This window comes from Idiomarina piscisalsi (assembly GCF_003987095.1).
Lineage (GTDB): Bacteria > Pseudomonadota > Gammaproteobacteria > Enterobacterales > Alteromonadaceae > Idiomarina > Idiomarina piscisalsi.
This window is the reverse complement of the sequence record NZ_PIQA01000001.1, coordinates 698950-722382: the sequence shown is the minus strand read 5'-3', so window position 1 is coordinate 722382 and position 23433 is coordinate 698950. Positions and strand designations below refer to the sequence as shown.

Sequence of the window (23433 nt, the reverse complement as noted above, 5' to 3'; positions counted from 1 at the left end):
CTATCTGTTTCTACTTAAGCAAAATTCGAGCCAATAAATTAAAGTGCAATTAAATCAAATGGTTATAAAATCAATTTTTCTGAAACAAAACAGTGTTAATATTTTGACAGCGGCGCTTAAGAAATGAGGGACTGAATGAACGGGACGTTTTCCAGCTTATTAATGTTACTTGCAATGGCGGTAGTACTTGTGTGGTTATTCCGCAGAATTAAGCTACCCGCAATTTTAGCTTACCTTGTTGCTGGCATTATCGCGGGCCCTGAAATTATGGGGTGGATTAAAGACCCTGATGATTATCATTTGGTCGCCGAGCTGGGTATTGTTTTCCTGCTGTTCTCACTTGGCCTGGAGTTTTCGTTACCTAAGATGATGGCAATGCGGCGTTGGGTTTTTGGTCTGGGCGCTGCGCAAGTTATTGGTTCGTTGCTTGTCTTCATGCTCATCGGTTTTTTGTGGCTGGGTGAGTGGGCGGCTTCGCTGGCTATTGCCGGAGCTTTGGCGTTGTCGTCAACTGCCGTGGTTATTAAGCAGCTGAAAGAAAGCGCGCAAACGGCCACCCGTCGAGGCCAAATGACAGTAGCCATTCTACTATTCCAGGATATTGCTGTTGTCCCCTTACTGATTATTATTCCGTTGTTAGCTTCAGATTCCGGTAGTATTGGATACACCTTACTAATTGCGTTGGCTAAAGGTACAGCGGTTATTGCTGTACTGATGGCTGTTGGTAAGTGGGTATTACCTTATCTGTTTAAAGAAATCGCCAAGCAAAGAACCGACGAGCTTTTTGTGTTGGCAACGCTGCTGGTTGCGCTGGTTGCCGGTGGTATGACGCATTTATTCGGTCTGTCTATGGCGCTTGGAGCGTTTTTAGCCGGAATGATGCTGGGTGAAAGCCAATATAAGCACCAGCTGGAAGCTGATATTCGTCCGTTTCGTGACATTTTAATGGGGCTGTTTTTCACCACCATAGGTATGCAGCTGCAATTAACGGGGTTTGTAAACAATCTGCACTGGATTTTACTCGCAGTGTTGGTCATGTCGATTGTTAAAATAGCCATTATCAGCTCTGTAGCAAGGCTTATGGGCGAGCGCGACACTGACGCTTGGGGCAGTGCAATATCGCTCTTCCAAATGGGGGAGTTCGGCTTTGTTATTGTAGCTTTGGCAAATAACCATAATTTGCTGTCTCCGGAAATTGTCACCAGCATGATAGGTATTGGTGTTTTCAGTATGGCGATAACACCTATCATTATTCACCGACTGAAACCTTTGGTCGACGCTATTATTCGCACGCCCGACCCCATTGAGCAAATTGAAAGCCAGCGCACCCCGCAAGGCGATGGCCTTGAAAACCAAGTGTTAATTTGTGGCTTTGGGCGCACCGGGCAGACGATTAGTCGCTTCCTGGACGCTGAGGGGATTACGCACATTGCGGTTGATAACGACCCTTTACGTGTTCAGGAAGCGGTGGCCGGCGGTGCGCGTGTTTATTTTGGTGACAGCGCCCGAAAAGATATATTACGTGCGGTTGGTGCTGAAAAAGTTGATTTGGTTATTATCAGCTTTGCGGACGATGCGCGTGCGGTGGAAGTTTTAAAAGAGCTGCGGCTATTAAACCCGAATGCCTATGTCATTGTGCGCAGTAGAGACGACCAAAACTTAAATGCTTTGCAAAACGCCGGCGCTTCTCAGGTGGTACCCGACACACTTGAAGCGAGTTTGATGTTGATATCTCATGTATTAAGCCACAGCGGCATTCCTATTCGCCGTATTTTGGCACGTCTGGATAAAGAGCGTCGTAACCACTATGGTGAAATGCACGGCTTTTTTCAGGGCTCAGAAACCGATATGGGTCCTGAAATGGTCGATAAACTGGAGTTTTTGCGTGCTGTGACTTTACCGGAAGGCGCGTGGGCTAACGGCAAAACAGTAGCCTCTCTCGACTGGGAGCAACATAACGTTCAGCTTAAAGCAATACGCCGAGAAGACGAAGAATATCCAAACCCTGATGATGCCACCGAATTTGAACCGCAAGATGTGGTCCTGTTAGTTGGTAAGCCGCGCTATGTAGAGGCGGCGGAACGCTGGTTATTGGAGGGATAACCGGGTTTTGTAATAGTCCGTTACAACTTATTAGGGAAAAATCACAGTTCGCAACAGTTAAGGTCTAACAATTTACATTTGTTAGGCGGATAATAACGCTATAAGAAATTTTAAAATTAACTAAAGCTGAGCGAACTGTGATGAAACTGAAAAAACGCGCTTTTATACCACCTCTCATTATTCTTGTGGCTATTCTGCTAGCTGTGTTAGCGAGTATGGCTGCTAAGCCCCCTGAAAAGAAACAGCAGCAAAAGCCTGCCGTAATGGTGGAAGTTAAAGAAGTAAAAGCCCGCGACATGACCTTCCTGGTCGACTCGCAAGGCTCCGCCACCCCTAAATACTCAACGACATTGCTGGCGGAAGTCAGTGGGCAAATTGTTGATGTTGCAGATAAATATAATGCCGGTGGCTTTTTCAAAAAAGGTGAGACATTACTGCAAATTGACCCATCCGACTATAAGGTTGCCGTTCAACAAGCACGCGCTCAGTTGCTGCAAGCACAAGCTGCGTTGGAAGAAGAAAAAGCCCGGGCTCGGGTGGCTGAAGAAGAATGGTCTCAGTTTACCGAAGGTGAAGCGCCTGCTCTGGGCTTACGTAAACCTCAGTTAGCCAGCGCATTAGCCGCGCTAGAGTCAGCGGAGGCTAATCTGGCTATGGCAGAACGCGACCTAGAGCGCACGACCATTAAAGCCCCTTACGACAGTGTGCTGCGTAGCAAACAGGCTGATTTAGGTCAGTTTGTCGGAGCCGGGACGCAGATTGCTACTTTGTTTGGCACAGAAGTGGCTGAAATTCGTTTGCCACTTAGTGACCTGGATGTTACTTACCTTAACCTTCCGGAAGAGTCGCAAACAGAGCCTAAAGTATTACTAGAGTCACAGGTATCTGGTGTTGATACTCAGTGGCTAGGAAAGCTGGTTAGAACGGAAGGCGTGCTGGATGAAGCAAGCCGGGTTATTTACGGCGTAGTCCAGGTTGAAGACCCTTATAACCTTAATGGTCAAACACATGAAGAGCCTTTGCGTTTTGGTCGCTTTGTGCAGGCGCAAGTAGAAGGGCAACAAGTGACCGGGGTTATGGAAGTTCCAACCTATGCGATTAACCCTGATGGAACGGTTTGGACCGTTGCCGATGAGCGCAAACTCCAGAAGAAAGAGATTGAAGTCATTCGCACGCAAGCCAACACCAGTATTGTCAGTGAAGGCCTTGAAGAGGGGGACTTAGTTGTTCTGACGCAGCTGAAAAACGCGCTGAATGGCATGAAAGTTCGCTTGGAAGGCGACCCGCTGCCAGAGCAAATGGAAACCTCCGCTAAAAATGAAGACACAGTTGCCGCAAACGACAACGAGCAAGGTGAGTAAGCGTCATGGAAAACGAAAAGCAAAAAGGTATTATCGCTTGGTTCGCGAATAATCCGGTCGCTGCGAACCTGTTAATGATAGTCATTCTGGTTGCGGGCACGCTGTCGGTCTTTACTGTTCGCAAGCAGATGTTCCCTGAAATTGAACTTAATATTATCAGTATTCAAGTGCCTTTCCCTGGTGCTGCGCCGCAGGAAGTTGAGCAGGGTGTCATCATGCTCATTGAGGACGCCATTGAAGATGTTGATGGTATTGAGGAAATGACCTCACAATCTCGTGAGGGAATCGGTAGTGTCACGCTGGAAGTTGAGCCTGACTATGACGTTCAGGTGGTCATGGACGAGGTTAAAATGCTTGTCGATGCCATACCCAACTTTCCGCAACAAATCGAAAAACCGAATATTTATCGAGTAAGACCGAATCGAGACGTTATTTGGATGACGGTATTTGGTGACGCCAACGAGCGAACCCGCAAAGAGCTGGCGAAAAGCATTCGGGATGAGCTCAAAAGCGTTGGCGGCATCACTAAGGTTGAGGTGGTTGGCGCACGCGACTACGAAATTGCCGTTGAAATTTCGCAGGAAGATCTCGAGCGTTACGGTTTAACCTTCCAGCAAATAGTGAATGCCGTTAGAGGCACCTCCATAGATGTAGCCGGTGGCTCTATAAAAACACCCAACGGTGACATTCTTTTGCGTGCCAATAACCAAGCGTACTATGGCAGTGAATTTGAGAAAATTGTTCTCATTAGTCGCCCCGACGGTACCCGTTTAACCTTGGATGACATTGCAACGGTGGAAGATGGTTTTGTCGAAACCGAGGCATTCACGCGCTTTGACGGTAAGCCAGCCACATTTATTCGGGTCAATTCGGTCGGTGATCAAAACGACCTAAAAATTGCCGAGTATGTAAAAAATTATGTCGATCGCAAGCAAAAGGAGTTGCCGAACGAAATTCAATTAGCGTCGTGGGGTGATTCATCTTATTACCTCCAGGGCCGATTGGATCTCATGCTAAACAACATGTGGATTGGTGGCTTGTTGGTATTCCTAATGCTGTCTCTCTTCCTTCAGTTGCGATTGGCATTCTGGGTCATGATAGGTATTCCGGTGTGTTTCCTAGGAACCATCGCGTTACTGCCGCTGCCAATGGTTGATGTGTCTATCAACATGATTTCCTTATTCGGGTTCATACTGGTTCTCGGGATAGTGGTCGATGACGCTATCGTTATAGGGGAAAGTGCCTATACCGAAATAGAAGAGAAGGGTAAGAGTGTCGATAACGTTGTTGCCGGCGCCAAGCGTGTCGCGATTCCTGCGACCTTCGGGGTGCTAACGACAATGGTGGCCTTTATTCCGATGCTGATGGTCGAAGGCGGAATGGGGGCTATTTGGGAATCGATAGCTTACGTCGTTATTATTGCGCTGGCTTTCTCTTTAATTGAGTCAAAGTGGATTCTCCCGGCGCACATTGCCCAAATGAAGTATTCTAAAGACAGCAATGAGAAGCCGAATGGTTTCCAGCGTTTTCGTAATAAGTTTGCCGATGCAATTCAGCGCTTTGTCTATAAGTATTACCGTCCGTTTTTGAAAAAGTGTTTGCATTATCGCTACTCAACTCTGGCGACCTTTGTCGGAATGATGATTCTAATGATAGGCCTTATGAGCGGCGGTATTGTTCGCTGGGTCTTTTTCCCGGATATTCCAAGCGACTTTATTCAGGCCAATGTTGAAATGCAGCCGGGTACCTCGGAAGAGCGGACGATTGAAGTTCTGGAAAGCGTTTCTAAAGGTCTGGCTCAGGTTGATGAGAAAACCGAAGCCGTTGAAGGCGATGGTGTGGTGCGCCATACCAATATCTGGATGAATGGTACCGAAGCTGGTACTGTTTTCGCAGAGCTTAAGAAAGGTGAAGACCGCAATATCGACGGCTATGAAATTGTTAATCAGTGGCGAGAGTCGGTGCCTGAGTTAGCTGGTGTTCGCACTATTAACTTTCAGGGTGGTATAGGCGGCGGTGGCGGCTTCGACATTGAGTTTCAGTTAGTGGGTGATGACCTTGATGAACTGAAAGCGGCTGCCGACGAGCTGAAAGCCGTGCTAGGCGAGTACGACGGTGTTTTTGACATTGAAGACACTTTTGGTGATGGCAAAGACGAAATTCTGGTGACCACCAAGCCGTTAGCTGAAGCAATGGGCATTAATCTGGCGGAATTGGCGACTCAGGTGCGTTATGCGTTTTACGGCGCTGAGGCGCAGCGGATACAACGTGGTGACGAAGAAGTGAAAGTCATGGTTCGTTATCCGGAGGAGCAACGACAGTCTGTTGGTAACCTGCAAGACATGAAGTTGCGTATGGCTGACGGCGCTGAAATTCCATTCACTGAGTTGGCCGATATTGAGTTTGCGGAAGGTTACTCGACCATTACGCGCATTGACCGTGAGCGTTCGGTGAATGTGCGTGCCCGTGTTAATAAAGATCGTGTTGAGCCTTTCCGTGTGGTTAATGAAGTACGCGAGCAAAAGTTACCTGACATTCTTGACCAATATCCCAGTGTCGGCTTTAAGCTGCAAGGAGCGACTCAGGACGAAGCGGAAGCGACAGACTCTTTAGCTTTAGGTGGCTTGTTGGCAATGCTGGCCGTGTATGCACTGATGGCGATTCCACTGAAATCATACAGTCAGCCGCTTATTATCATGTCGGTTATTCCTTTCGGTATTATCGGCGCGGTTATTGGACACTGGATATTGGGTATGCCGGTCAGCATATTAAGTCTGTTTGGTATCATCGCGCTGTCTGGCGTTGTGGTTAATGACAGTCTGGTTATGGTTGACTACGTCAATAAGGCGAAAGAGGCGGGTACCGACTTGCGACACGCGGTATTAGATGCAGGTTGCCGTCGCTTCCGTGCCATTACCTTAACCTCGTTGACAACCTTCTTCGGCCTGCTACCCATTGTGCTTGAAAAGAGCATGCAGGCGAAGCTGGTTATTCCAATGGCAATATCATTGGCGTTCGGTATTATTTTTGCGACGATTATTACGCTGTTATTAATACCATGCCTATATTTGATATTAGCGGACGCAAAACGCAATACGCAGTCGTTTTTATCCTGGTATGGACTGGCGAAGCCACCGGAGCCAAAAGATATGACGACAGAAGAAGCATTAAAAGACTATTAGCTTTAAGTCAGAAGAAGACAAAGCCGGAGCAAAATGCTCCGGCTTTGTCGTATGTGCTGTCATAAACTGGTAAACTTGATGTTATAAATTTTAAGACACTATTTGAGGCTTCGAGTCATTTACATGCTGCTGTCATTCCTTGATATTTTTGCGTTGGCCTTGTTCTTCTTTTGCTGGATAGGCTACTCTCTTTTTGCCCGAAAGCGCGCTAAGACAACCCATTGCTTGTCGAGCATCTTGTGCTCTTTGCGAATTGACTGGTTTACGACGGTTGTAAATAAGGAAAACCAAGTTGCTGACGCTTCGCTTATTGGTAACGTTGAGCGAACGGTGACTTTTTTTGCTTCCTCTACTGTGCTTGTAATGGCCGGTGTGATTACCGTGTTAGCTCATGCTGAGGAAGTTGTGACAGTTTTAAATGAAATTCCATTGAGTCCGGACACTAATGCGCTGTTAGTTCAATTTAAACTGGCAGTGCTGGCGCTCATATTTGTATATGCGTTTTTCAAATTCACCTGGTCTATTCGGCAATTTGGTTTTGTCTCAGTGCTACTCGGCGCATCGGTTGAGTATCATAAAGAGAGTAAAACGCAGGAAGAGCGCGACCGCTTTGCCCGCCACGCTGCAAAAGTGTTGGATCAGTCTGGACATGAATACAACAAAGGACTGCGAACTTACTATTTTGCATTAGCGTACTTATCGTGGTTCTTGCATCCGGCAATGTTAGTTGTTTCAAGTCTCATTGTTGTTGCTGTTCTCTATCGTCGTGAGTATCGCTCTCGAGTATTGCGTGAGTTGTTGGCAACAAAAGGTTTCGTACCTGGTAAAAAATCATAGGAGTTTGGTTTGAATAAGGCATTTGAGGACTTTTTAGGTTGGACATGCGCCAACGAGTGGGGCAGTGAAGAGACTCAGAAAAAGAAACTGAATAACGGTGTAACTCTGTCAATATGGGACAGCGGTGTTTTAGAAGTTACGCCACCAAAGCCTGGTAAAAAAGATATCGTCTTGTCTTGTGCGGTACACGGTAATGAAACCGCTCCTATTGAAATATGCCGCGATATTATTAATGACATTATCACTGAAAAGCAGACAGTCATTCATAGAACCTTATTTTTGATTGCGAACCCGGCGTCTATTAATAAAGGCGAACGCTTCGTTGAAGAAAACATGAACCGGTTGTTCAGCGGTGCGCACAGTAATGGTAAAGCGCACAACAAAGAGCGTGAGCGTGCGGCGAAAATAGAACAGTATGTGAAGCGCTTTTATGAAACGTCGCCAGAAGGCGAGCGAGAGCGACTGCACTACGATTTACACACTGCCATACGTGATTCAAAGCGTGAGAAGTTTGCTGTGTACCCATTTACTCATGGGAAGCCTTATAACAAACACCAGCTTCAGTTTTTATTAGCCTGCGGCGTGGATACGGTGTTGCTGAATCAAGCACCGACAACTACGTTCTCCTACTTCAGCGTGAATGAATTTAACGCGCACGCGTTTACTGTTGAGTTAGGTAAAGTACGCCCGTTTGGCGAGAACGACCGTTCGAAGTTCGCTGCTGCAGAGAAAACGCTACGTCGGTTAATTAGCGAAGACTCGCTCGACTTTGGCCCGTTCGAGCCTGGTAAACACTTTATCTTTAAAGAAGCTCAGACAATTAATCGCATGAATGAAGATTTTGAGCTTAACTTTGCAGACGATGTGGCTAACTTTACGTCTTTTGACAAGGGCGACTTACTGGCGCGAGACGGTGATGAAAACCTTTACGCACAGCATGACGGCGAGCATATTATTTTCCCGAACGCCAAGGTTGCTTTGGGACAAAGAGCCTTACTGACTGTCGTGAGAGTGCCAACGGAATCACTCGAATTGGAGTAGCCCAAACTGGTCTAAGTAGTCAGGCTTTATTGTTAATCCTGTTCGTTTCTATTTACACTTACTGCGTTAACTTTTCGTTAGTTTGTGGTTTGCATGTCACTTTACGTAAAGGTAAAGTAGCGGCAAATTTCACCCAGCTTGCAACCGAAAGAGAAGGTTATGGCAAAGGATAAAAAACACAACACAGAGATTGTGACTAAGCCGCAATGGTTTGACGGTGAGTCGGTCACAATTCCGATGCTACAGATCCTCAAAGAGGACGGTAGCTTCCATAAAGGCGCTGACATGCCTGAGTACGATAAAGACCTTATCGTTAAAATTCACGACACCATGCAGTTCATTCGTACGTTGGACGAGCGCATGATTGCCGCGCAGCGTCAGGGGCGTATTAGCTTCTATCTGGCTTCGCGCGGTGAAGAGGCTGAAAGTGTCGCTTCTGCGGCCGCATTAGATGACGGCGATATGATCATGGGGCAGTATCGCGAGCAGGGTGCGTTGGCGTACCGTGGCTTTACCGTTGAGCAGTTCATGAACCAGTTGTTCTCGAACGAAAAAGACTTAGGTAAAGGTCGCCAAATGCCAGTTCACTATGGCTGTGCTGACTTAAACTTTATGACCATTTCTTCGCCGCTGGGTACGCAAATTCCACAAGCGACCGGTTATGCGTTCGGGCAGAAGATGGATAAAACCGGCAAGTGTACCATTTGCTATTTCGGCGAAGGTGCTGCTTCTGAAGGTGACTTCCACGCTGCCTTGAACATGGCATCGGTTTACAAAGTGCCGGTTATTTTCTTCTGTCGTAACAATGGTTACGCCATTTCAACGCCGGCGCAAGGCGAGCAGTATGGCGGTGATGGCATTGCACCACGCGGTATTGGTTATGGCATGAAAACCATCCGTATCGACGGTAACGACGTATTTGCGGTACTAAGAGCGACACAGGAAGCACGTCGCTTAGCGGTAGAAGAGAACGAGCCTGTACTGATTGAAGCCATGTCTTATCGTATGTCGGGTCACTCAACGTCGGACGACCCAACGGGCTATCGTACGCGCGAAGAAGAAGACGACTGGAAAGTAAAAGATCCGCTTGATCGTCTGCAAAAATGGATGATGAACGAAGGCTGGTTGGATAAAGACCATGTTGAAGAGCATCATGCAGAAGTAAAAGCGAAGGTTCTGGCGGCATTAAAAGAAGCCGAAAAAGTACCTGCGCCACATATCGATGAACTGATTAATGACGTATATGACGAACCGACGCCATTGCTGAAAGAGCAATTGGAAGAGTTGAAAGAGCATATCCGTAAGTATCCGGATGCGTATCCGAAAACGTCAGGGAGAATCGACTAATGGCTAAAATGAATTTATTACAAGCCATCAACAGCGCACTCGACCTGGCGATGGCCAAACACGACAATGTTTACAGTTTTGGTGAAGACACCGGTGGCTTTGGTGGCGTATTCCGCGCAACCTCAGGTTTGACCGAAAAATACGGCAAGCACCGCAACTTTAATACACCACTGGTTGAGCAGGGAATCATTGGCTTTGCTAACGGTCTGGCTTCACAAGGTAGCTATGCGGTTGCTGAAATTCAGTTTGGTGACTATATATTCCCGGCATTTGACCAAATCGTTAACGAGTCGGCTAAATTCCGTTACCGCTCAGGCAACGAGTTTGATGTAGGCGGTTTAACCATTCGTACACCATACGGTGGTGGTATTGCTGGTGGTCACTACCACTCGCAGTCACCGGAAGCGTATTTTGCTCATACCCCGGGTATGAAAATTGTGACGCCGCGTAATCCTTACGAAGCTAAGGGTCTATTGCTGAGCGCCATTTTTGATAAAAACCCGGTGTTATTTATGGAGCCGAAGCGCCTGTATCGTGCATCGACGGGTGAGGTTCCTGAAGAAGAATACACTATTCCATTAGGTAAAGCCGACATCGTTAAAGAAGGTACGGATATTACCGTACTGGGCTGGGGCGCACAGATGGAAATGACCGAAAAAGCGGTCGAGAAAGCCGAAGAAGACGGTGTGTCTTGTGAAGTGATCGACTTACGGACTATTTTGCCGTGGGACGTTGAAACTGTCACTCAGTCCGTACTGAAAACCGGACGTTTGGTTATTTCTCAGGAAGCCCCGATTACCGGTGGTTTTGCCAGCGAAATTGCTGCAACGGTGCAGGATAAGTGCTTCTTATACCTTGAGTCACCCATCGCGCGTGTATCAGGTATTGATGTGCCGTATCCGTTGTGTCACGAGAAAGAGTATATGGCTGATCACTTGAAGATCTACGAAGCCATCAAACGCTCAATGAACTACTAAGGACCCATCGACATGAGTAAAGATTTTATTCTGCCCGATATCGGCGAAGGGATCGTAGAGTGCGAAATCGTTGAGTGGCTGGTAGCCGAAGGCGACGAAGTTAAAGAAGATCAGCCCGTTGTTGAGGTCATGACTGACAAAGCCATGGTTGAGATACCGGCGAAAGACGACGGCGTGGTTGAAAAGCTGTATTACCAAAAAGGCGATATTGCTAAAGTCCACGAGCCGTTATTCCGCATTAATGCTGCGGGCGATTCAAGTGATGCTGCTGAAGAAAAAACGGCTGAGAAAGAAGCGCCAAAATCTGACAGCAAGCCAGATAGTAACCAGGCAACTGGCGGCGAAACCACTGACTTTATTTTACCGGATATCGGTGAAGGTATTGTTGAGTGTGAAATCGTTGAGTGGTTAGTTTCTGAAGGCGATGAAGTGAAAGAAGACCAGCCCGTGGTTGAGGTTATGACTGATAAAGCCACGGTTGAGATTCCAGCGAAAGATGATGGTAAAGTCGTTAAGCTGTATCACAAAAAAGGTGATATCGCCGAAGTACATAAGCCTTTATTTGCCTTGCAGCCAGCCGGTGGCGCTCAGGCTTCAGGCTCTGGCGAGACTGCTTCGGGCAGCTCGTCGCAGAACAGTGCTGAGTCTAAGCCGCAGGCAGCTGCAAAAGCAGAAGCGGAACCGCCAGTTAATGCACGTCAGGGCAAAGCTATTGCCAGTCCGGCAGTACGTCGCTTAGCTCGCGAGAATGACATTAATATCGCTGACGTTCCTGGCTCTGGTAAGAAAGGTCGTGTCTTGAAAAAAGACATTGAAGCCTTCAAGTCGGGTGGTCAAAGTGCTGCAACCAGCACGGACAGCAAGCCGACTCAGCAGCCAGCAGCGACTAGCGGCGGCACGCGTACCGAAGCTATTCGTGGCGTAAAAGCGGCTATGGCTAAGCAGATGATGAATTCTGTTAGCACTATTCCGCACTTCACTTATGCTGATGAGTTTGACGTTACGAACCTGATTGCGCTGCGTGAAAAGCTGAAAGAGCAATACAAAGAGAAAGGCGTACGCTTAACTGTCATGCCGTTCTTTATTAAAGCTCTGTCGCTGGCACTAAAAGAGTTCCCGGTAATGAATGCGCAGGTGAACGAAGACTGCACTGAAATTACTTACTTTGATGACCACAATATCGGCATGGCAGTCGACACCAAAATTGGCTTGTTAGTGCCTAACGTAAAGCAGGTACAGAACAAGAGTATTATCGATGTGGCCAATGAAGTGACTCGTCTGACTCAAGCTGCTCGAGAAGGCAAAGTGCCTCAGGCTGATATGAAAGGCGGTACTATTAGCATTTCGAACATTGGTGTTATCGGCGGTACGGTGGCAACACCTATCATTAATAAGCCGGAAGCAGCCATTGTTGCCTTAGGTAAAGTGCAGGAATTACCGCGCTTTGACGAAAACGGCAACGTGGTAGCTCGTAAGATAATGACGGTAAGCTGGTCAGGCGACCATCGTATTATCGACGGCGGCACCATTGCTCGCTTCAACAAGCTCTGGCAGGAATACCTCGAAGACCCAACCAGCATGCTGGTTAACATGGTCTGAGATAACGGAAGAGCCAGAAACTAAGAGTTAGGAAAGTTAAGAAACACGCCGTGAACCCTTCCTTGGGGGCTTGAGTGACGCCATCCTTGGCGTCACACAGTTTCTTAACTTACGCCTAACTCTTTTTTTGTTTCTGGCTATCTACATCTGCGTTCAGTAAGTTAAATAAAGCTAGCAGATCCTACGGGTTGTGGGCGTAGCGCATAGAGTTAAAACCCTCTCATCCATGAGGGCTTGTTGCGTCTCCTGTATCAGAGGGTTTTGACTCCAAGCGGAGCACGCTATCCGTAGGAGCTCCACCAAGCTTAACACTTCCTTTCCCCTTATTTTCTATAGCTGTGCTATGGTTTTCTTATCTGAAAAGCATAGAGAGCCAAGATGTTTGAAATTATTTACCTTTCTTTAGCGATATTACTGGCTGTGCTGACGTTAGCGCCGTTGTCGTGGTCGCAGGTTTGGTGGATTCGCGGGTTGGACTTTCCCAGGTTACAGCTTTCGGTGGTGCTAGGTGTGCTGTTGATAGTTGGCTTTGTGGTTATACGTGACTGGACGTCGGTCACTGCGGTGGCTATGGGGCTTATTATTGGCTGTCTTGTTTGTCAGCTGTGGTGGGTGGTGCCTTATACGGCTTTATTTCCGAAAGAAGTGGTAGCGGTTGATGCAGGCGAGGCAGGGGCTCGGCTTCGGGTGATGACGGCGAATGTGCTGACGCCTAACCGTAACAGCGGTGGCCTTATTAAGCTAGTTCGGGACTATACGCCGGACGTCCTGGTAACGCTTGAGTCGGATGCATGGTGGGGTAAACAGTTAGAGGCTATTGAAGAGAATTACCCTCATACGGTTAAAGTGCCTCTGGATAATCTCTATGGTATGCATCTTTATTCGAGATTGCCGTTGTCCGACGTTAGCGTTGAATACTTAATTGAGGACGATAAGCCGTCGATACATTGCTTTATTGAGTTACCGACCGGGCAAAAAGTGAAAGCGCACTTTGTGCATCCGGCGCCGCCGAGTCCAACGGAAAATGAGGAGTCGGAGGAGCGTGATGGTGAGCTCCTGTTAGTTGCGAAACATGTAGAGCCTGAGAAGCATCCGACTATAGTCACTGGCGACTTGAACGATGTGGCCTGGTCGAGAACGACATTGCTTTTTCGAAAGCTAAGTGGCTTATTGGACCCGCGGGTGGGACGGGGCATGTTTAACACGTTTCACGCGGACTATTGGTTTGCTCGCTGGCCGCTCGATCATATTTTTCATAGCCACCATTTTGCACTGGTTTCAATGACGCGACTGCCTGGCTTTGGGTCTGATCATTTTCCTCTGCTAACGGAACTGGCTCTCTCGCCTGGTGAAAATGGTATTAATGACGGCCCTTCGCCTGACGAAGAGGACAAAGAAGCGGCGGATGAAATTGTCAAAAAGGCTATGGCTTAAGCTTTTTCTTAAAGTGAAGCCGCTGCACTAATAAACCAGCAATGATGAGTGCTAAGCCTACAATAGTACTGACATAAATGGTTTCGCCAATAATCGCTGATAGTAGCAGCAGTGAAATAAACGGCGATATAAATATCAGGTTGCTAATAAGTGCGGTGTTGGTGGCTGTTTTCATGGCTTTTAGCCAAAACAGAAAGGTAATACCCATTTCAAATAATCCGACATAACTGACAGCTGCCCAGCCTTGCCAGGGTATGTTCGACCAGTCGCTCCAGACAAAGCTGGCAACAATTAAAATTGGCAATGCTAAGCCAAAGGACAAGACCAGGCTAACGACTGAGTCCGCATTACGTCGGGTGTTGAGTATCCAGTATCCGGCCCACAGGAAGGTTGATATTAAAGCTAGTAAAACACCCCAGGGGTTGCTAAAGCTTAGCCCTAATAAGTCACCGCGGGTCGCTATAACTAGCACTCCAAAATAACCCAGTGCGCAGGCGACCCAGTCGCGACGACGGATATGCTGCTTTAAAAACAGGGCTGCCATAATACTGAGTGCTATTGCCCATGTGTAATTCAGGGGCTGAGCTTCGGAGGCAGGTAGCAGTTTATAAGCTTGAAAAAGCACTAAATAGTAAATAAGAGGGTTAATAAGCCCCATTAGTACGTAGTACAAGGGCATTTTCCGCAGCTCAAGCAGTAACAAGTGAGACTTTTTCTGAATCACACAGACCAAGCTTAGAACAGTAAAGGAAACGACACTGGCGGCTGTCACCATTTGTAATGGCGTCATGTACTCTAGTGTGATTTTAAACGCCGTAGCGACCGTCGACCATAATAAAACGGCAATAAGGGCGTAGATAAACGCGATTTTATCAGCGGCTATGGTGTGATGGCATGGTGCCCCCCTTAACTCATACGTCGATGAGTACTGCAGCGTGTCGGTATTCAATCCAAAGAAAGGCATTCTGCTGATATCGGCGGGCGAGGTCAATAACTGTTTGCTGTTGCGCACCAAAAACCATAAAACTTTCTTCGGCTGGCCATTGAAGGCTACGATCCTGACCGGCTCCGTAAAAGTATCGAGTGCCTTTAAAACCCACCAATTCAGCTTCTAACTGTTGGTTTCTTTCTCGGTTCTCCTGAAGGGAGAATTGTTGACTCTGAGGGTTAAAAGCGGTGATAAACGCCCCTGTTTTGTAATTGAAGCCATGACACAGTGTATTAAAATCGCTATTGGTGCTGCCTACCGATAACGTGACTTTTCGGTCATTCACAACAAACCAGTAGTCGGTATTTTTATAATGTTCCAGCAGTGTTGCGTCCATACTTTGACCATCACTTAAGCGTTAATTAAAGTAAGAGTTTAACTTTTGAGGCAGTGAGATTCTATGAACCCGAGTATCAGTGTTATTACGCTGGGAGTCGATGACTTAAAGCGCGCACTCGCTTTTTATCAGGAAGGTTTAGGCTGGGAAACAAATGGCATTGTCGGTGAGGACTTTGAAAACGGTGCTGTTGCTTTCTTTAAACTGCCTAGTGGTTTGAGACTGGCTTTGTGGCCGCGTAAAAGCATTGCTGCTGAAATGGGTGTTGATGTCGCTAAAAATGCCAATGAGGTGCTGCTGAGCCATAATGTCAGTTACCGCTCTGAAGTTGATGCAGTTATGAAGGAAGCAAAATTGGCAGGAGCAACCATTCTTCATGAGGCTAGAGACTTATTTTGGGGTGGCTACGGCGGTTTCTTCAAAGATCCGGACGGCCATATTTGGGAAGTTACCTGGAATCCGGCTTGGACTGCCTAAATTTGATGAAGATCAATAAACTGCGAGTATTCATTCTAAAACTGATAGTTTTTTGATCTGATTAGACCAGCAAAGCGTAAACTACAGCATTCAAAAGTTCTTTGTTTGTTGTAGGAATTCCTTAATGCTTTGCGCTAAAACAAAACACCAGCTCGCTAAAACCACTGAAGAGCTGTCGCAATATAAACAGTTAATGGATGCCATTGACAGTAATGTTGCGCGTATTGACTTTACCCCTCAGGGCTATGTTTTAAATGCCAATAATCAGTTTCTGGAAACCATGGGATATGGTCTCGATGATGTTATCTCTAAACATCACGAAATGTTTTGTGAACCGAGTTATTCGTCTTCTCAGGCGTATCGAACGTTTTGGCAGCAGCTGGCAGAGGGTAAGTCACAGCATGAGCGATTTAAGCGTATTCGCAGTAATGGCGACATTATTTGGTTAGAAGCGACGTACTTTCCTGTTAAAAACGAGAAAGGCGAGGTTGTTTTCATTACGAAAATTGCCAGTGATGTCACTGACGAAGTCACCGCCTTAGAGCAGCAGGCCGCCATTAATACGGCAATTAATAAGTCAATGGCGACTATTGAGTTTTCACCTGACGGAGTCATTACCTGGGCAAATGATAACTTTCTAAACACCGTGGGTTATTCGCTTAGCGATATTACTGGCAAGCACCATAAGCTGTTTTGTGAGCAAAGCTTTTACGATGAAAACCCGAGCTTTTGGCGTGAACTTGGCAAAGGTGAGTTCAAAACCGGGCGTTTTAAGCGTGTTAGTAAGCACGGGCAACCGGTTTGGCTGGAAGCCAGTTATAACCCAATTTTTGACAGTAATGGTCGAGTTGTAAAAGTCATTAAGTTTGCCAGCGATATTACCGAACGGGTGTTAAAAGCCCAACAGACCACAGAAGCTGCAGAAATTGCGTATTCGACGTCTCAGCAAACAGCCATGATAGTGAAAGACGGTAAAGCGTCTATTGATGTTTCTGTGGAAACCTCTAATGAAATTCTGACCAAAAGCCAGAAAACCGACGCTATTATTGAGCAGTTACAAGAGCAGGCCATTAGTATTGAAGACATTGTTAAAACCATTAATGCACTAGCTGAACAAACAAATCTTCTGGCATTAAATGCGGCGATTGAAGCGGCCAGGGCGGGTGAGCATGGGCGCGGGTTTGCTGTCGTTGCTGACGAAGTAAGAAATTTGGCAACCAGAACGACGCAGGCAACAAGCGAGATATCGGGCGTTATGCAGCGCAGCTCAGAAGTATCGGAAGCTATTTCGTTGTCTATTGATGATATTCAGGAAATGGCAAAGCGTGGGCAGGAGCAAATTGAAAAAGTGAAAGCCATAATGGATGAAATAGACGAAGGCGCAACCAATGTCGTTAACGCCGTTAGCCATCTATAAAAAAGCCAGTACGCAAGGCACTGGCTTTATGTTCATTTGCAACAAGACTTTTAACCTGCCGGGTAGGTATAACTAGCCTGGAAACCCAAAGGAATGCCAAGAGTCCAGTAGATAACCAGGAAGGCCGACCACAGCACCAGCAGTGAGACTGTGTAGGGCAGCATCATGGAAACTAGCGTGCCTATACCGGTCTTCTTAACGTAGCGCTGGCAGTAAACCACAACCAGAGGGAAATACGGCAGTAACGGAGTAATGATGTTACTGGACGAGTCGCCCACACGGTAAGCCGCTTGCGTTAAATCGGGTGAGTAACCCAGTTGCATAAGCATAGGCACAAAAATAGGTGAAATAAGTGCCCACTTAGCCGACGCTGAACCAACGAATAAATTGATAAACGCGACCAAGAAGACAATTCCCACCATGGTAACGCCGCCTGACAATTCAAGGCTGGCAAGGAAGTTCGCGCCTTTTACTGAAATAAGTGTTCCCAGCTGAGAGTCACCAAAAGCCTTTATAAACAGCGCACAGAAGAATGCCATGACCATATAGTAAGCCATGCCTTCCATCGACTTACTCATTGCCCCGATAACGTCTTGTGAGTTCGTAAAGTTACCTGACACGTATCCGTGAACAATGCCGGGAATAATAAACAGCAGGAAAATTAATGGGACAATCATACCCATGAGTGGTGCGCCCAGAGAGGCAAGTTCACCCGTTTGTGGATCGGCCAGCGGCGAGTTTTCAGCTGTTGCTGCGAAGTACAGTAATACAATACCAGCAAGCATGGTGAGAGAAGCCGCGTAAAACGCTTTACGATCACGCGGGGACACATCATCAACTGCCGGCATATCGTCAGGGTGGCCGTCGATTTCAGCACCGCGCAGACGCGGCTCAACCACTTTGTCGGTCAGGAACCAACCAATAGCCACTACCACAATGGAAGACGCCGCCGTAAAGAAGTAGTTATTCAACGGGTTCAGCTGAATATCAGAATCAATAATTTGCGCCGCGCTTTGAGTAAAGCCTTGCAGTAAGGGGTCAATGGCGGAAGGTACAAAGTTAGCACTGAAACCACCGGAAACCCCGGCGAATGCCGCTGCAATACCCGCCAGTGGATGACGCCCTGCGGCATAGAAAATAACGCCGCCAAGTGGAATAACCAACACGTAACCAGCGTCGACTGCAGTGTGACTGACAATTGCCACCAAAATAAGCATTGGTGTGAGTAAGGTTTTTGGCGTTACGTTCAGCATAAGCTTAATGGCTACGTCGATATAACCTGAGCGTTCAGCTACACCGACACCCAGCATTGCCAGCAATACAACGCCTAACGGCGCAAAGCCCATAAAGGTATCGACCATGTTGGCTAAAAACGCCGTTATTTCAGGGCCGCTGAGCAAGTTGGTGACGCTAATAGCCTCACCGGTTAGTGGATGAGTTTCGTCAAAACTAACGCCTGACATAGCCCAGGACATTACCCAAACAATAATGAGTAAGCCGAAGAACATAACGGCCGGATCAGGAAGCTTATTGCCGATTTTTTCTACGCCGTCGAGCATTCGGTTGAGCAGACTGTTCGGCTTTTCCTTTTGCGAACGGTCCGGTTGTGGAGATTGAGCCATGATGTATTCCCGATTGTTATTTTATTGGTGTAATTATTATGCGCAGGTATCATAACCATTATTTGGCGTATGAACAAAGCAACAAGGTGAAAATTTCCTCATGATTTGTGGTGTCGATGAAGCGGGCAGAGGTCCTATTGCAGGACCCGTTGTTGCCGCTGCGGTTATTCTTGATCCTGAACGTCCCATTGAGGGGCTTAATGACTCAAAGAAGCTGAGTGAGAAGAAGCGCGAGAAGCTCAGCATCGAGATAAAGGAAAAGGCGCTGTATTGGGCAATAGCGCAGTCAGACCCTGACGAGATTGAACAAATAAATATACTCTGGGCGACCATGAAAGCTATGCAGCGTTCAGTAGAAGCGTTGCCGGTAGCGCCGAGTAAAGTGCTGATTGACGGTAACCGAGTGCCCGAATTGACGGTACCCGCCGAAGCTATTGTCGGTGGTGACGCTCGTGAAGAAAGCATTGCCGCTGCGTCAATTTTGGCGAAAGTGGAGCGTGACAGACAGATGCTGGAATGGCACGAACGCTACCCGCAGTATGAATTTAATAAGCACAAGGCTTACGGAACAGCGCGCCACATTGAACTGCTGAAGAAATATGGACCTTGCCCCATTCACCGACGTGACTACAAGCCGGTTCGAGAGGCGCTGGCTAACTTGTGATTTTGTTGTCTAAGCCCTAAAATACGGGGCTCTTTCCGTTTTCCTAAATTAATAAGTTGGAACGCCACCATGCAGTCTATTCCGCACGTCGATATGCGACGTTATCACGATAAGTTTGATGCATTTACTCAGGATGTTGGCCAAGGCTATGAAAAGTATGGCTTTATTGCGTTAACGCAACACGGTGTTGATACAGCGCTTATAGAACGTGCGCTAGACACTTGTCGTGAGTTATTCGCATTGCCGGATGAGGTTAAAAAGCAATACCACCGTCCGGGAGAAGGTGGCGCTCGCGGCTATACACCCTTTGGTACTGAAATAGCGAAAGACGCAGAGCATGTGGACTTAAAAGAATTTTGGCATGTTGGCCGCGAAGTGGAAGGTACGCCGGCTTATCCGCAGCTGTTACCGAATGTTTGGCCAGAAGAGTTACCAAAGTTTAAAGACGACATGCTGGCTATCTATGAAGCACTGGATAAGCTGGGTAACCAGGTGTTAGATGCACTGGCCGTTTACTTGGGTCAGCCAAAAGACTTTTTCCGCGACAAGGTGAATAACGGCAACTCAATTTTGCGCCCTCTGCATTATCCGCCTATTATTGATGAAGATACACCGTCGGTGCGGGCAGGCGCACATGAAGATATCAACGTTCTGACCTTATTAGTTGGCTCAAGAGAGCCGGGTCTGGAAGTTCTGGCGAAAGACGGTAGCTGGGTGCCGGTAACCATTATTGAAGGTGCCATTATTTGTAACGTGGGTGATATGCTACAGCGTTTAACAAACCATGTGTTGCCCTCGACTACGCACCGTGTGGTTAATCCGCCTGCGCCTTACAATGAGAAGTCGCGTTACTCTATTCCGTTCTTTTTACACTTTAATCCGGACGTAATGATAACGCCGCTGGAAAGCTGTATTACGGTTGAGAACCCGCAGCGTGACGAACCCATTACGGCGGATGATTATTTAATGCAGCGTTTGCGTGAAATTGGTCTTATTAAAGACTAATAGCAATCGACACTAAGGAGTATGCAGGTGAATAAGAACAAGCGTCTTTTGAGTCAGTTGGTGCGTGGTGCTGCTATTGCGTTCGGCTCTGTTGCATTACTGAGCTGTGCATCAACACCAGAGCAAGGGCCCCAAAATGAGAGTTTTGAGCTGACAGTGCTGCACGTTAATGATCACCACTCAACCTTAGACGCCAAACAGCAAACGCTGGCATGGGCGGACCAGGAGTGGCAGGTAGAAGCCGGAGGCTTTCCACGTGTTGGCGCGCAGATAAAAGCGCTGCGAACGGCTAATGATAATGTTCTTACCCTGCATGCCGGTGATGCGGTGACAGGTAGTTTGTATTTCACGCTGTTTGGCAGTGAAGCCGATGCCCGCATGATGAATAACGTTTGTTTTGATGCCTTCACTATTGGTAACCATGAATTTGACACCGGCGATGCTGGCCTTGCCAAGTTCCTGCAGCAGTTAGGTACCGGGCAGTGCCAAACCGCCAAGTTAAGTGCCAACATTAAGCCTGAGGTGGGTGAGTCGCCACTGACACCAGACAACGAGTGGCAAATGTTTAAGCCTTACACCATTGTTGAGAGTGGTGGTGAAGAGGTGGCAATTATTGGTTTAACCATTGCCAGTAAAACAAAAAAGTCTTCTCAGCCAGACCGAAGCACCGAGTTTTTAGACGAACTTGAGACGGCGCAAAAATACATTGCCGAAGTTCAGCGCCAGGGCGTTGAGAAAATTGTTTTGCTCACCCACATTCAATATGAGCGCGACAAGGAACTGGTTAAACAGTTGCCCGGCGTCGATGTAATTATTGGTGGTGACTCGCATACCTTACTCGGTGATTTTAGTGAGTTTGGTATGACTGCCGCCGGACCGTATCCGACAGAACTAACCAATGCGGATGGTGACAAAGTGTGTATTGCTCACGCCTACCAGTACTCGCTGGTGGTTGGTGAACTAAAAGCTGAGTTTGATGGCGATAAAATCGCAGCGTGTGGTGGGCGGCCTCATTACTTATTGGGCGAAGATATTCAGGTGACAGATGGTATTGTGACGACCTATGAGCCGATTAAAACTGCATTAAAAGAGAGTGGTGTTTATAGCTTCGTTGAGCCCGATGCCGAGCTTCAGTCCATATTAGAAGACTATCGAAGCAAAGTTGACGATTTTTCAGCAGAGGTTATTGCGGACGTACCTCAGCAAATTTGCTCTCAACAAGTTGATAGAAACCGTCGTGCTGGCTGTGCGCAGGTAATCAGCTCAGGCGCTCACCGAGTGGTTGCGGAAGCCTTTCTACACTCGGTACCCGAAGCCGACTTTGCAATTCAAAACGGTGGTGGGGTGCGCTCAGATATTTCAGAAGGCGACTTTACTGTTGGGGATGCTTTTACCGTATTACCGTTCGCAAATACCTTAGTGAAACTAGAGCTGACCGGGTCTGAGTTTAAACAAGCAATGGAAGAAGCTTTAGCCTATGCTGTTTCTGATGGTGGCTCTCAAGGCGCATATCCTTACGGTGCCGGCATTCGTTATTCAGTCGATTTAACCGAAGAAACCGGCTCCCGCGTATCTAACCTGGAAGTGTGGGATAAAGGCAGCCAGAGCTGGCAGCCCATGTCGGCCAGAGCAACTTATATCTTGGTAACAAACAGTTTTATTGCCGGCGGCCAGGACGGTTGGGATACATTTTACCGTGTTAGTGAACGAGGCCGCGCCCGTAATACCGGTATTGATTATGCTGAGTCACTGGTGAATTACGCCAGAGCTCAAGAGGTTCTGCAACGACCTGAGGAGTTTGCAACTCAGTCATATACGCCTGTAGAGGCTCAATAATGGCTCACTCGTTTGAGCCAAGACCGGTCTCCGATAACGCCAGATTCGATTTTATTGTTGTCATTCTGGCGTTACTTACCGCGTTTGCGCCGTTGTCTATTGATATGTATTTGCCGGCGTTTAGCGCGATTGCCAGTGACTACGCGACCGACACGCACCACGTTGAGCTATCACTGACCGCATTTTTCTTTGGCTTGTTTATAGGGCAACTACTGTACGGCACGGCAACGGATAAGTTTGGCCGTAAGAACCCGCTGTATATCGGTTTGGCAATTTATGTTGTTACTTCCGTTGCCTGTGCTTATGCACCGGACATTCAGTGGTTGATTGTGCTGCGATTCTTTCAGGCTATTGGAGCCTGCGCGGGGATTGTTATTGCCCGGGCTGTCGTGCGTGATCTCTATACGCCGCAAGCTTCAGCTCGAGTCTTTTCGTTTCTAATTCTGATTATGGGTGTTGCGCCTATTTTGGCACCATTATTCGGCGCTTATATTACCGAATGGATGGGCTGGCGAGCACTCTTTCTCATTGTTGCTGCCCTGGGGGTTGCTTCCGCAGTGACTATTCACTTTGTGCTGCCGGAAACACGAGGGCGACGTTACGATGTACGTATGCGCCATACCGGAACAACCTATTGGGCAGTCTTTCGGGATCCTTCCTTTTTGCGCTACTCACTGACAGGTGCTATTGCTCAGTCCGGGCTGTTCGCCTATATCACCGGCTCGCCGAAAATGTTTATTGAAATTTTCGGGTTGGATCCAACGCACTACAGTTGGTTATTTGGTGTGAATGCTATTGGCATTATCGGTTTTTCTCAGCTCAATGGCTGGTTACTGAAATATCATTCCTCACGAAAAATACTGAATGTCTCTTTGCCGATACTGGCCATTGTTTCGACTATTATGTGCGTTATGGCGTATATTCATGCAAGCTTCTGGGGCATTTTGCTGCCTTTATTTGCTTATATATCAACGCTTGGCTTAGTCTTTCCTAATGCTATGGCGGGAGCGTTGGCAGAGCAACAGGAGCGGGCGGGCTCCGCATCAGCGGTTACTGGTAGCTTACAGTTTTTAATTGCGGGGTTGGTATCGGCCGGCGTCAGTCAGGCAGGGAGTTTTACTGATTACGCAATGGCGTGGGTGATAGGCGTGGCCGGCTTATTAGCGGTTATTGCATACCGCGTAATGCGCCGGCCGGAATAAGAGT

18 protein-coding genes are annotated in these 23433 nt (G+C 47.5%); 15 read left to right on the top strand and 3 right to left on the bottom strand.

Annotation, left to right across the window (positions count from 1 at the left end; translation table 11 throughout):
• The first annotated feature begins 135 nt into the window (after positions 1-135).
• The 9 genes from CWI73_RS03585 to CWI73_RS03545 all read left to right on the top strand — a co-directional run bounded on the left by CWI73_RS03585 (position 136) and on the right by CWI73_RS03545 (position 13881).
• Entirely contained in the window at positions 136-2103 is a 1968-nt protein-coding gene (locus CWI73_RS03585; RefSeq protein WP_126751580.1) for a monovalent cation:proton antiporter family protein, read from the top strand.
• A 140-nt stretch (positions 2104-2243) separates the two neighbouring features.
• On the top strand, positions 2244-3464 hold the full coding sequence (locus CWI73_RS03580) for an efflux RND transporter periplasmic adaptor subunit (RefSeq protein ID WP_126751788.1): 1221 nt from the start codon (positions 2244-2246) through the stop codon (positions 3462-3464).
• A gap of 5 nt (positions 3465-3469) precedes the next feature.
• Positions 3470-6646 carry an efflux RND transporter permease subunit gene (locus CWI73_RS03575; RefSeq protein WP_126751579.1) on the top strand — a complete coding sequence of 1059 codons (3177 nt, stop codon included), beginning with the start codon at positions 3470-3472 and terminating at the stop codon, positions 6644-6646.
• Positions 6647-6769: 123 nt separating this feature from the next.
• Positions 6770-7483 (top strand): DUF599 domain-containing protein, encoded by a 714-nt coding sequence (locus tag CWI73_RS03570; RefSeq protein WP_126751578.1) that lies wholly within the window; start codon positions 6770-6772, stop codon positions 7481-7483.
• 9 nt (positions 7484-7492) lie between these two features.
• Positions 7493-8524, top strand: coding sequence for a succinylglutamate desuccinylase (gene astE / locus CWI73_RS03565; protein WP_126751577.1), 1032 nt, complete (start codon positions 7493-7495; stop codon positions 8522-8524).
• 159 nt (positions 8525-8683) lie between these two features.
• Positions 8684-9871, top strand: coding sequence for a thiamine pyrophosphate-dependent dehydrogenase E1 component subunit alpha (locus tag CWI73_RS03560; RefSeq protein ID WP_126751576.1), 1188 nt, complete (start codon positions 8684-8686; stop codon positions 9869-9871).
• Positions 9871-10848 carry an alpha-ketoacid dehydrogenase subunit beta gene (locus tag CWI73_RS03555; RefSeq protein WP_126751575.1) on the top strand — a complete coding sequence of 326 codons (978 nt, stop codon included), beginning with the start codon at positions 9871-9873 and terminating at the stop codon, positions 10846-10848. Before CWI73_RS03560 ends, CWI73_RS03555 begins: the two co-directional genes overlap by 1 nt.
• Positions 10849-10860: 12 nt before the next feature.
• Positions 10861-12447, top strand: a complete 1587-nt coding sequence (locus CWI73_RS03550; RefSeq protein WP_126751574.1) for a dihydrolipoyllysine-residue acetyltransferase — start codon at positions 10861-10863, stop codon at positions 12445-12447.
• 378 nt (positions 12448-12825) lie between these two features.
• Entirely contained in the window at positions 12826-13881 is a 1056-nt protein-coding gene (locus CWI73_RS03545) for an endonuclease/exonuclease/phosphatase family protein (RefSeq protein WP_126751573.1), read from the top strand.
• On the opposite strand, the gene CWI73_RS03540 is transcribed toward CWI73_RS03545, so the two are convergent.
• Positions 13871-14845, bottom strand: coding sequence for a DMT family transporter (locus tag CWI73_RS03540; RefSeq protein WP_126751572.1), 975 nt, complete (start codon positions 14843-14845; stop codon positions 13871-13873). The two genes, CWI73_RS03545 and CWI73_RS03540, sit on opposite strands and share 11 nt — an antisense overlap.
• Entirely contained in the window at positions 14793-15206 is a 414-nt protein-coding gene (locus CWI73_RS03535; RefSeq protein WP_126751571.1) for a DUF3293 domain-containing protein, read from the bottom strand. Before CWI73_RS03535 ends, CWI73_RS03540 begins: the two co-directional genes overlap by 53 nt.
• 63 nt (positions 15207-15269) lie before the next feature.
• Between CWI73_RS03535 and CWI73_RS03530 the strand changes: the two genes are divergently transcribed.
• Positions 15270-15683, top strand: a complete 414-nt coding sequence (locus CWI73_RS03530) for a VOC family protein (protein ID WP_126751570.1) — start codon at positions 15270-15272, stop codon at positions 15681-15683.
• 124 nt (positions 15684-15807) lie between these two features.
• On the top strand, positions 15808-17100 hold the full coding sequence (locus CWI73_RS03525) for a methyl-accepting chemotaxis protein (RefSeq protein WP_126751569.1): 1293 nt from the start codon (positions 15808-15810) through the stop codon (positions 17098-17100).
• Positions 17101-17150: 50 nt separating this feature from the next.
• Here CWI73_RS03525 and CWI73_RS03520 read toward each other — a convergent pair whose 3' ends face one another.
• Complete coding sequence (locus CWI73_RS03520) at positions 17151-18722, bottom strand: AbgT family transporter (protein ID WP_126751568.1); 1572 nt, start codon at positions 18720-18722, stop codon at positions 17151-17153.
• Between the two features lie 100 nt (positions 18723-18822).
• On the opposite strand from CWI73_RS03520, the gene rnhB reads away from it, so the two are divergent.
• The 4 genes from rnhB (at position 18823) to CWI73_RS03500 (ending at position 23429) form a co-directional block, all read left to right on the top strand.
• Positions 18823-19386 carry a ribonuclease HII gene (gene rnhB / locus CWI73_RS03515; protein ID WP_126751567.1) on the top strand — a complete coding sequence of 188 codons (564 nt, stop codon included), beginning with the start codon at positions 18823-18825 and terminating at the stop codon, positions 19384-19386.
• A gap of 69 nt (positions 19387-19455) precedes the next feature.
• Positions 19456-20391 (top strand): isopenicillin N synthase family dioxygenase, encoded by a 936-nt coding sequence (locus tag CWI73_RS03510; protein ID WP_126751566.1) that lies wholly within the window; start codon positions 19456-19458, stop codon positions 20389-20391.
• Positions 20392-20418: 27 nt separating this feature from the next.
• Complete coding sequence (locus CWI73_RS03505) at positions 20419-22227, top strand: bifunctional metallophosphatase/5'-nucleotidase (protein WP_241968813.1); 1809 nt, start codon at positions 20419-20421, stop codon at positions 22225-22227.
• Positions 22227-23429, top strand: coding sequence for a multidrug effflux MFS transporter (locus tag CWI73_RS03500; RefSeq protein ID WP_126751564.1), 1203 nt, complete (start codon positions 22227-22229; stop codon positions 23427-23429). Before CWI73_RS03505 ends, CWI73_RS03500 begins: the two co-directional genes overlap by 1 nt.
• Positions 23430-23433: the final 4 nt, after the last annotated feature.

Excerpts from the sequence above, each read along its gene's own strand:
- CWI73_RS03500 (WP_126751564.1), top strand. The coding sequence starts at position 22,227 with ATGGCTCACTCGTTTGAGCCAAGACCGGTCTCCGATAACGCCAGATTC.
- CWI73_RS03510 (WP_126751566.1), top strand. The coding sequence starts at position 19,456 with ATGCAGTCTATTCCGCACGTCGATATGCGACGTTATCACGATAAGTTT.
- CWI73_RS03535 (WP_126751571.1), bottom strand. The coding sequence starts at position 15,206 with ATGGACGCAACACTGCTGGAACATTATAAAAATACCGACTACTGGTTT.
- CWI73_RS03530 (WP_126751570.1), top strand. The coding sequence starts at position 15,270 with ATGAACCCGAGTATCAGTGTTATTACGCTGGGAGTCGATGACTTAAAG.
- CWI73_RS03580 (WP_126751788.1), top strand. The coding sequence starts at position 2,244 with ATGAAACTGAAAAAACGCGCTTTTATACCACCTCTCATTATTCTTGTG.
- CWI73_RS03520 (WP_126751568.1), bottom strand. The coding sequence starts at position 18,722 with ATGGCTCAATCTCCACAACCGGACCGTTCGCAAAAGGAAAAGCCGAAC.
- CWI73_RS03550 (WP_126751574.1), top strand. The coding sequence starts at position 10,861 with ATGAGTAAAGATTTTATTCTGCCCGATATCGGCGAAGGGATCGTAGAG.
- CWI73_RS03540 (WP_126751572.1), bottom strand. The coding sequence starts at position 14,845 with ATGCCTTTCTTTGGATTGAATACCGACACGCTGCAGTACTCATCGACG.
- CWI73_RS03585 (WP_126751580.1), top strand. The coding sequence starts at position 136 with ATGAACGGGACGTTTTCCAGCTTATTAATGTTACTTGCAATGGCGGTA.
- CWI73_RS03560 (WP_126751576.1), top strand. The coding sequence starts at position 8,684 with ATGGCAAAGGATAAAAAACACAACACAGAGATTGTGACTAAGCCGCAA.
- CWI73_RS03570 (WP_126751578.1), top strand. The coding sequence starts at position 6,770 with ATGCTGCTGTCATTCCTTGATATTTTTGCGTTGGCCTTGTTCTTCTTT.
- CWI73_RS03545 (WP_126751573.1), top strand. The coding sequence starts at position 12,826 with ATGTTTGAAATTATTTACCTTTCTTTAGCGATATTACTGGCTGTGCTG.
- CWI73_RS03575 (WP_126751579.1), top strand. The coding sequence starts at position 3,470 with ATGGAAAACGAAAAGCAAAAAGGTATTATCGCTTGGTTCGCGAATAAT.
- CWI73_RS03525 (WP_126751569.1), top strand. The coding sequence starts at position 15,808 with ATGCTTTGCGCTAAAACAAAACACCAGCTCGCTAAAACCACTGAAGAG.
- CWI73_RS03555 (WP_126751575.1), top strand. The coding sequence starts at position 9,871 with ATGGCTAAAATGAATTTATTACAAGCCATCAACAGCGCACTCGACCTG.
- rnhB (WP_126751567.1), top strand. The coding sequence starts at position 18,823 with ATGATTTGTGGTGTCGATGAAGCGGGCAGAGGTCCTATTGCAGGACCC.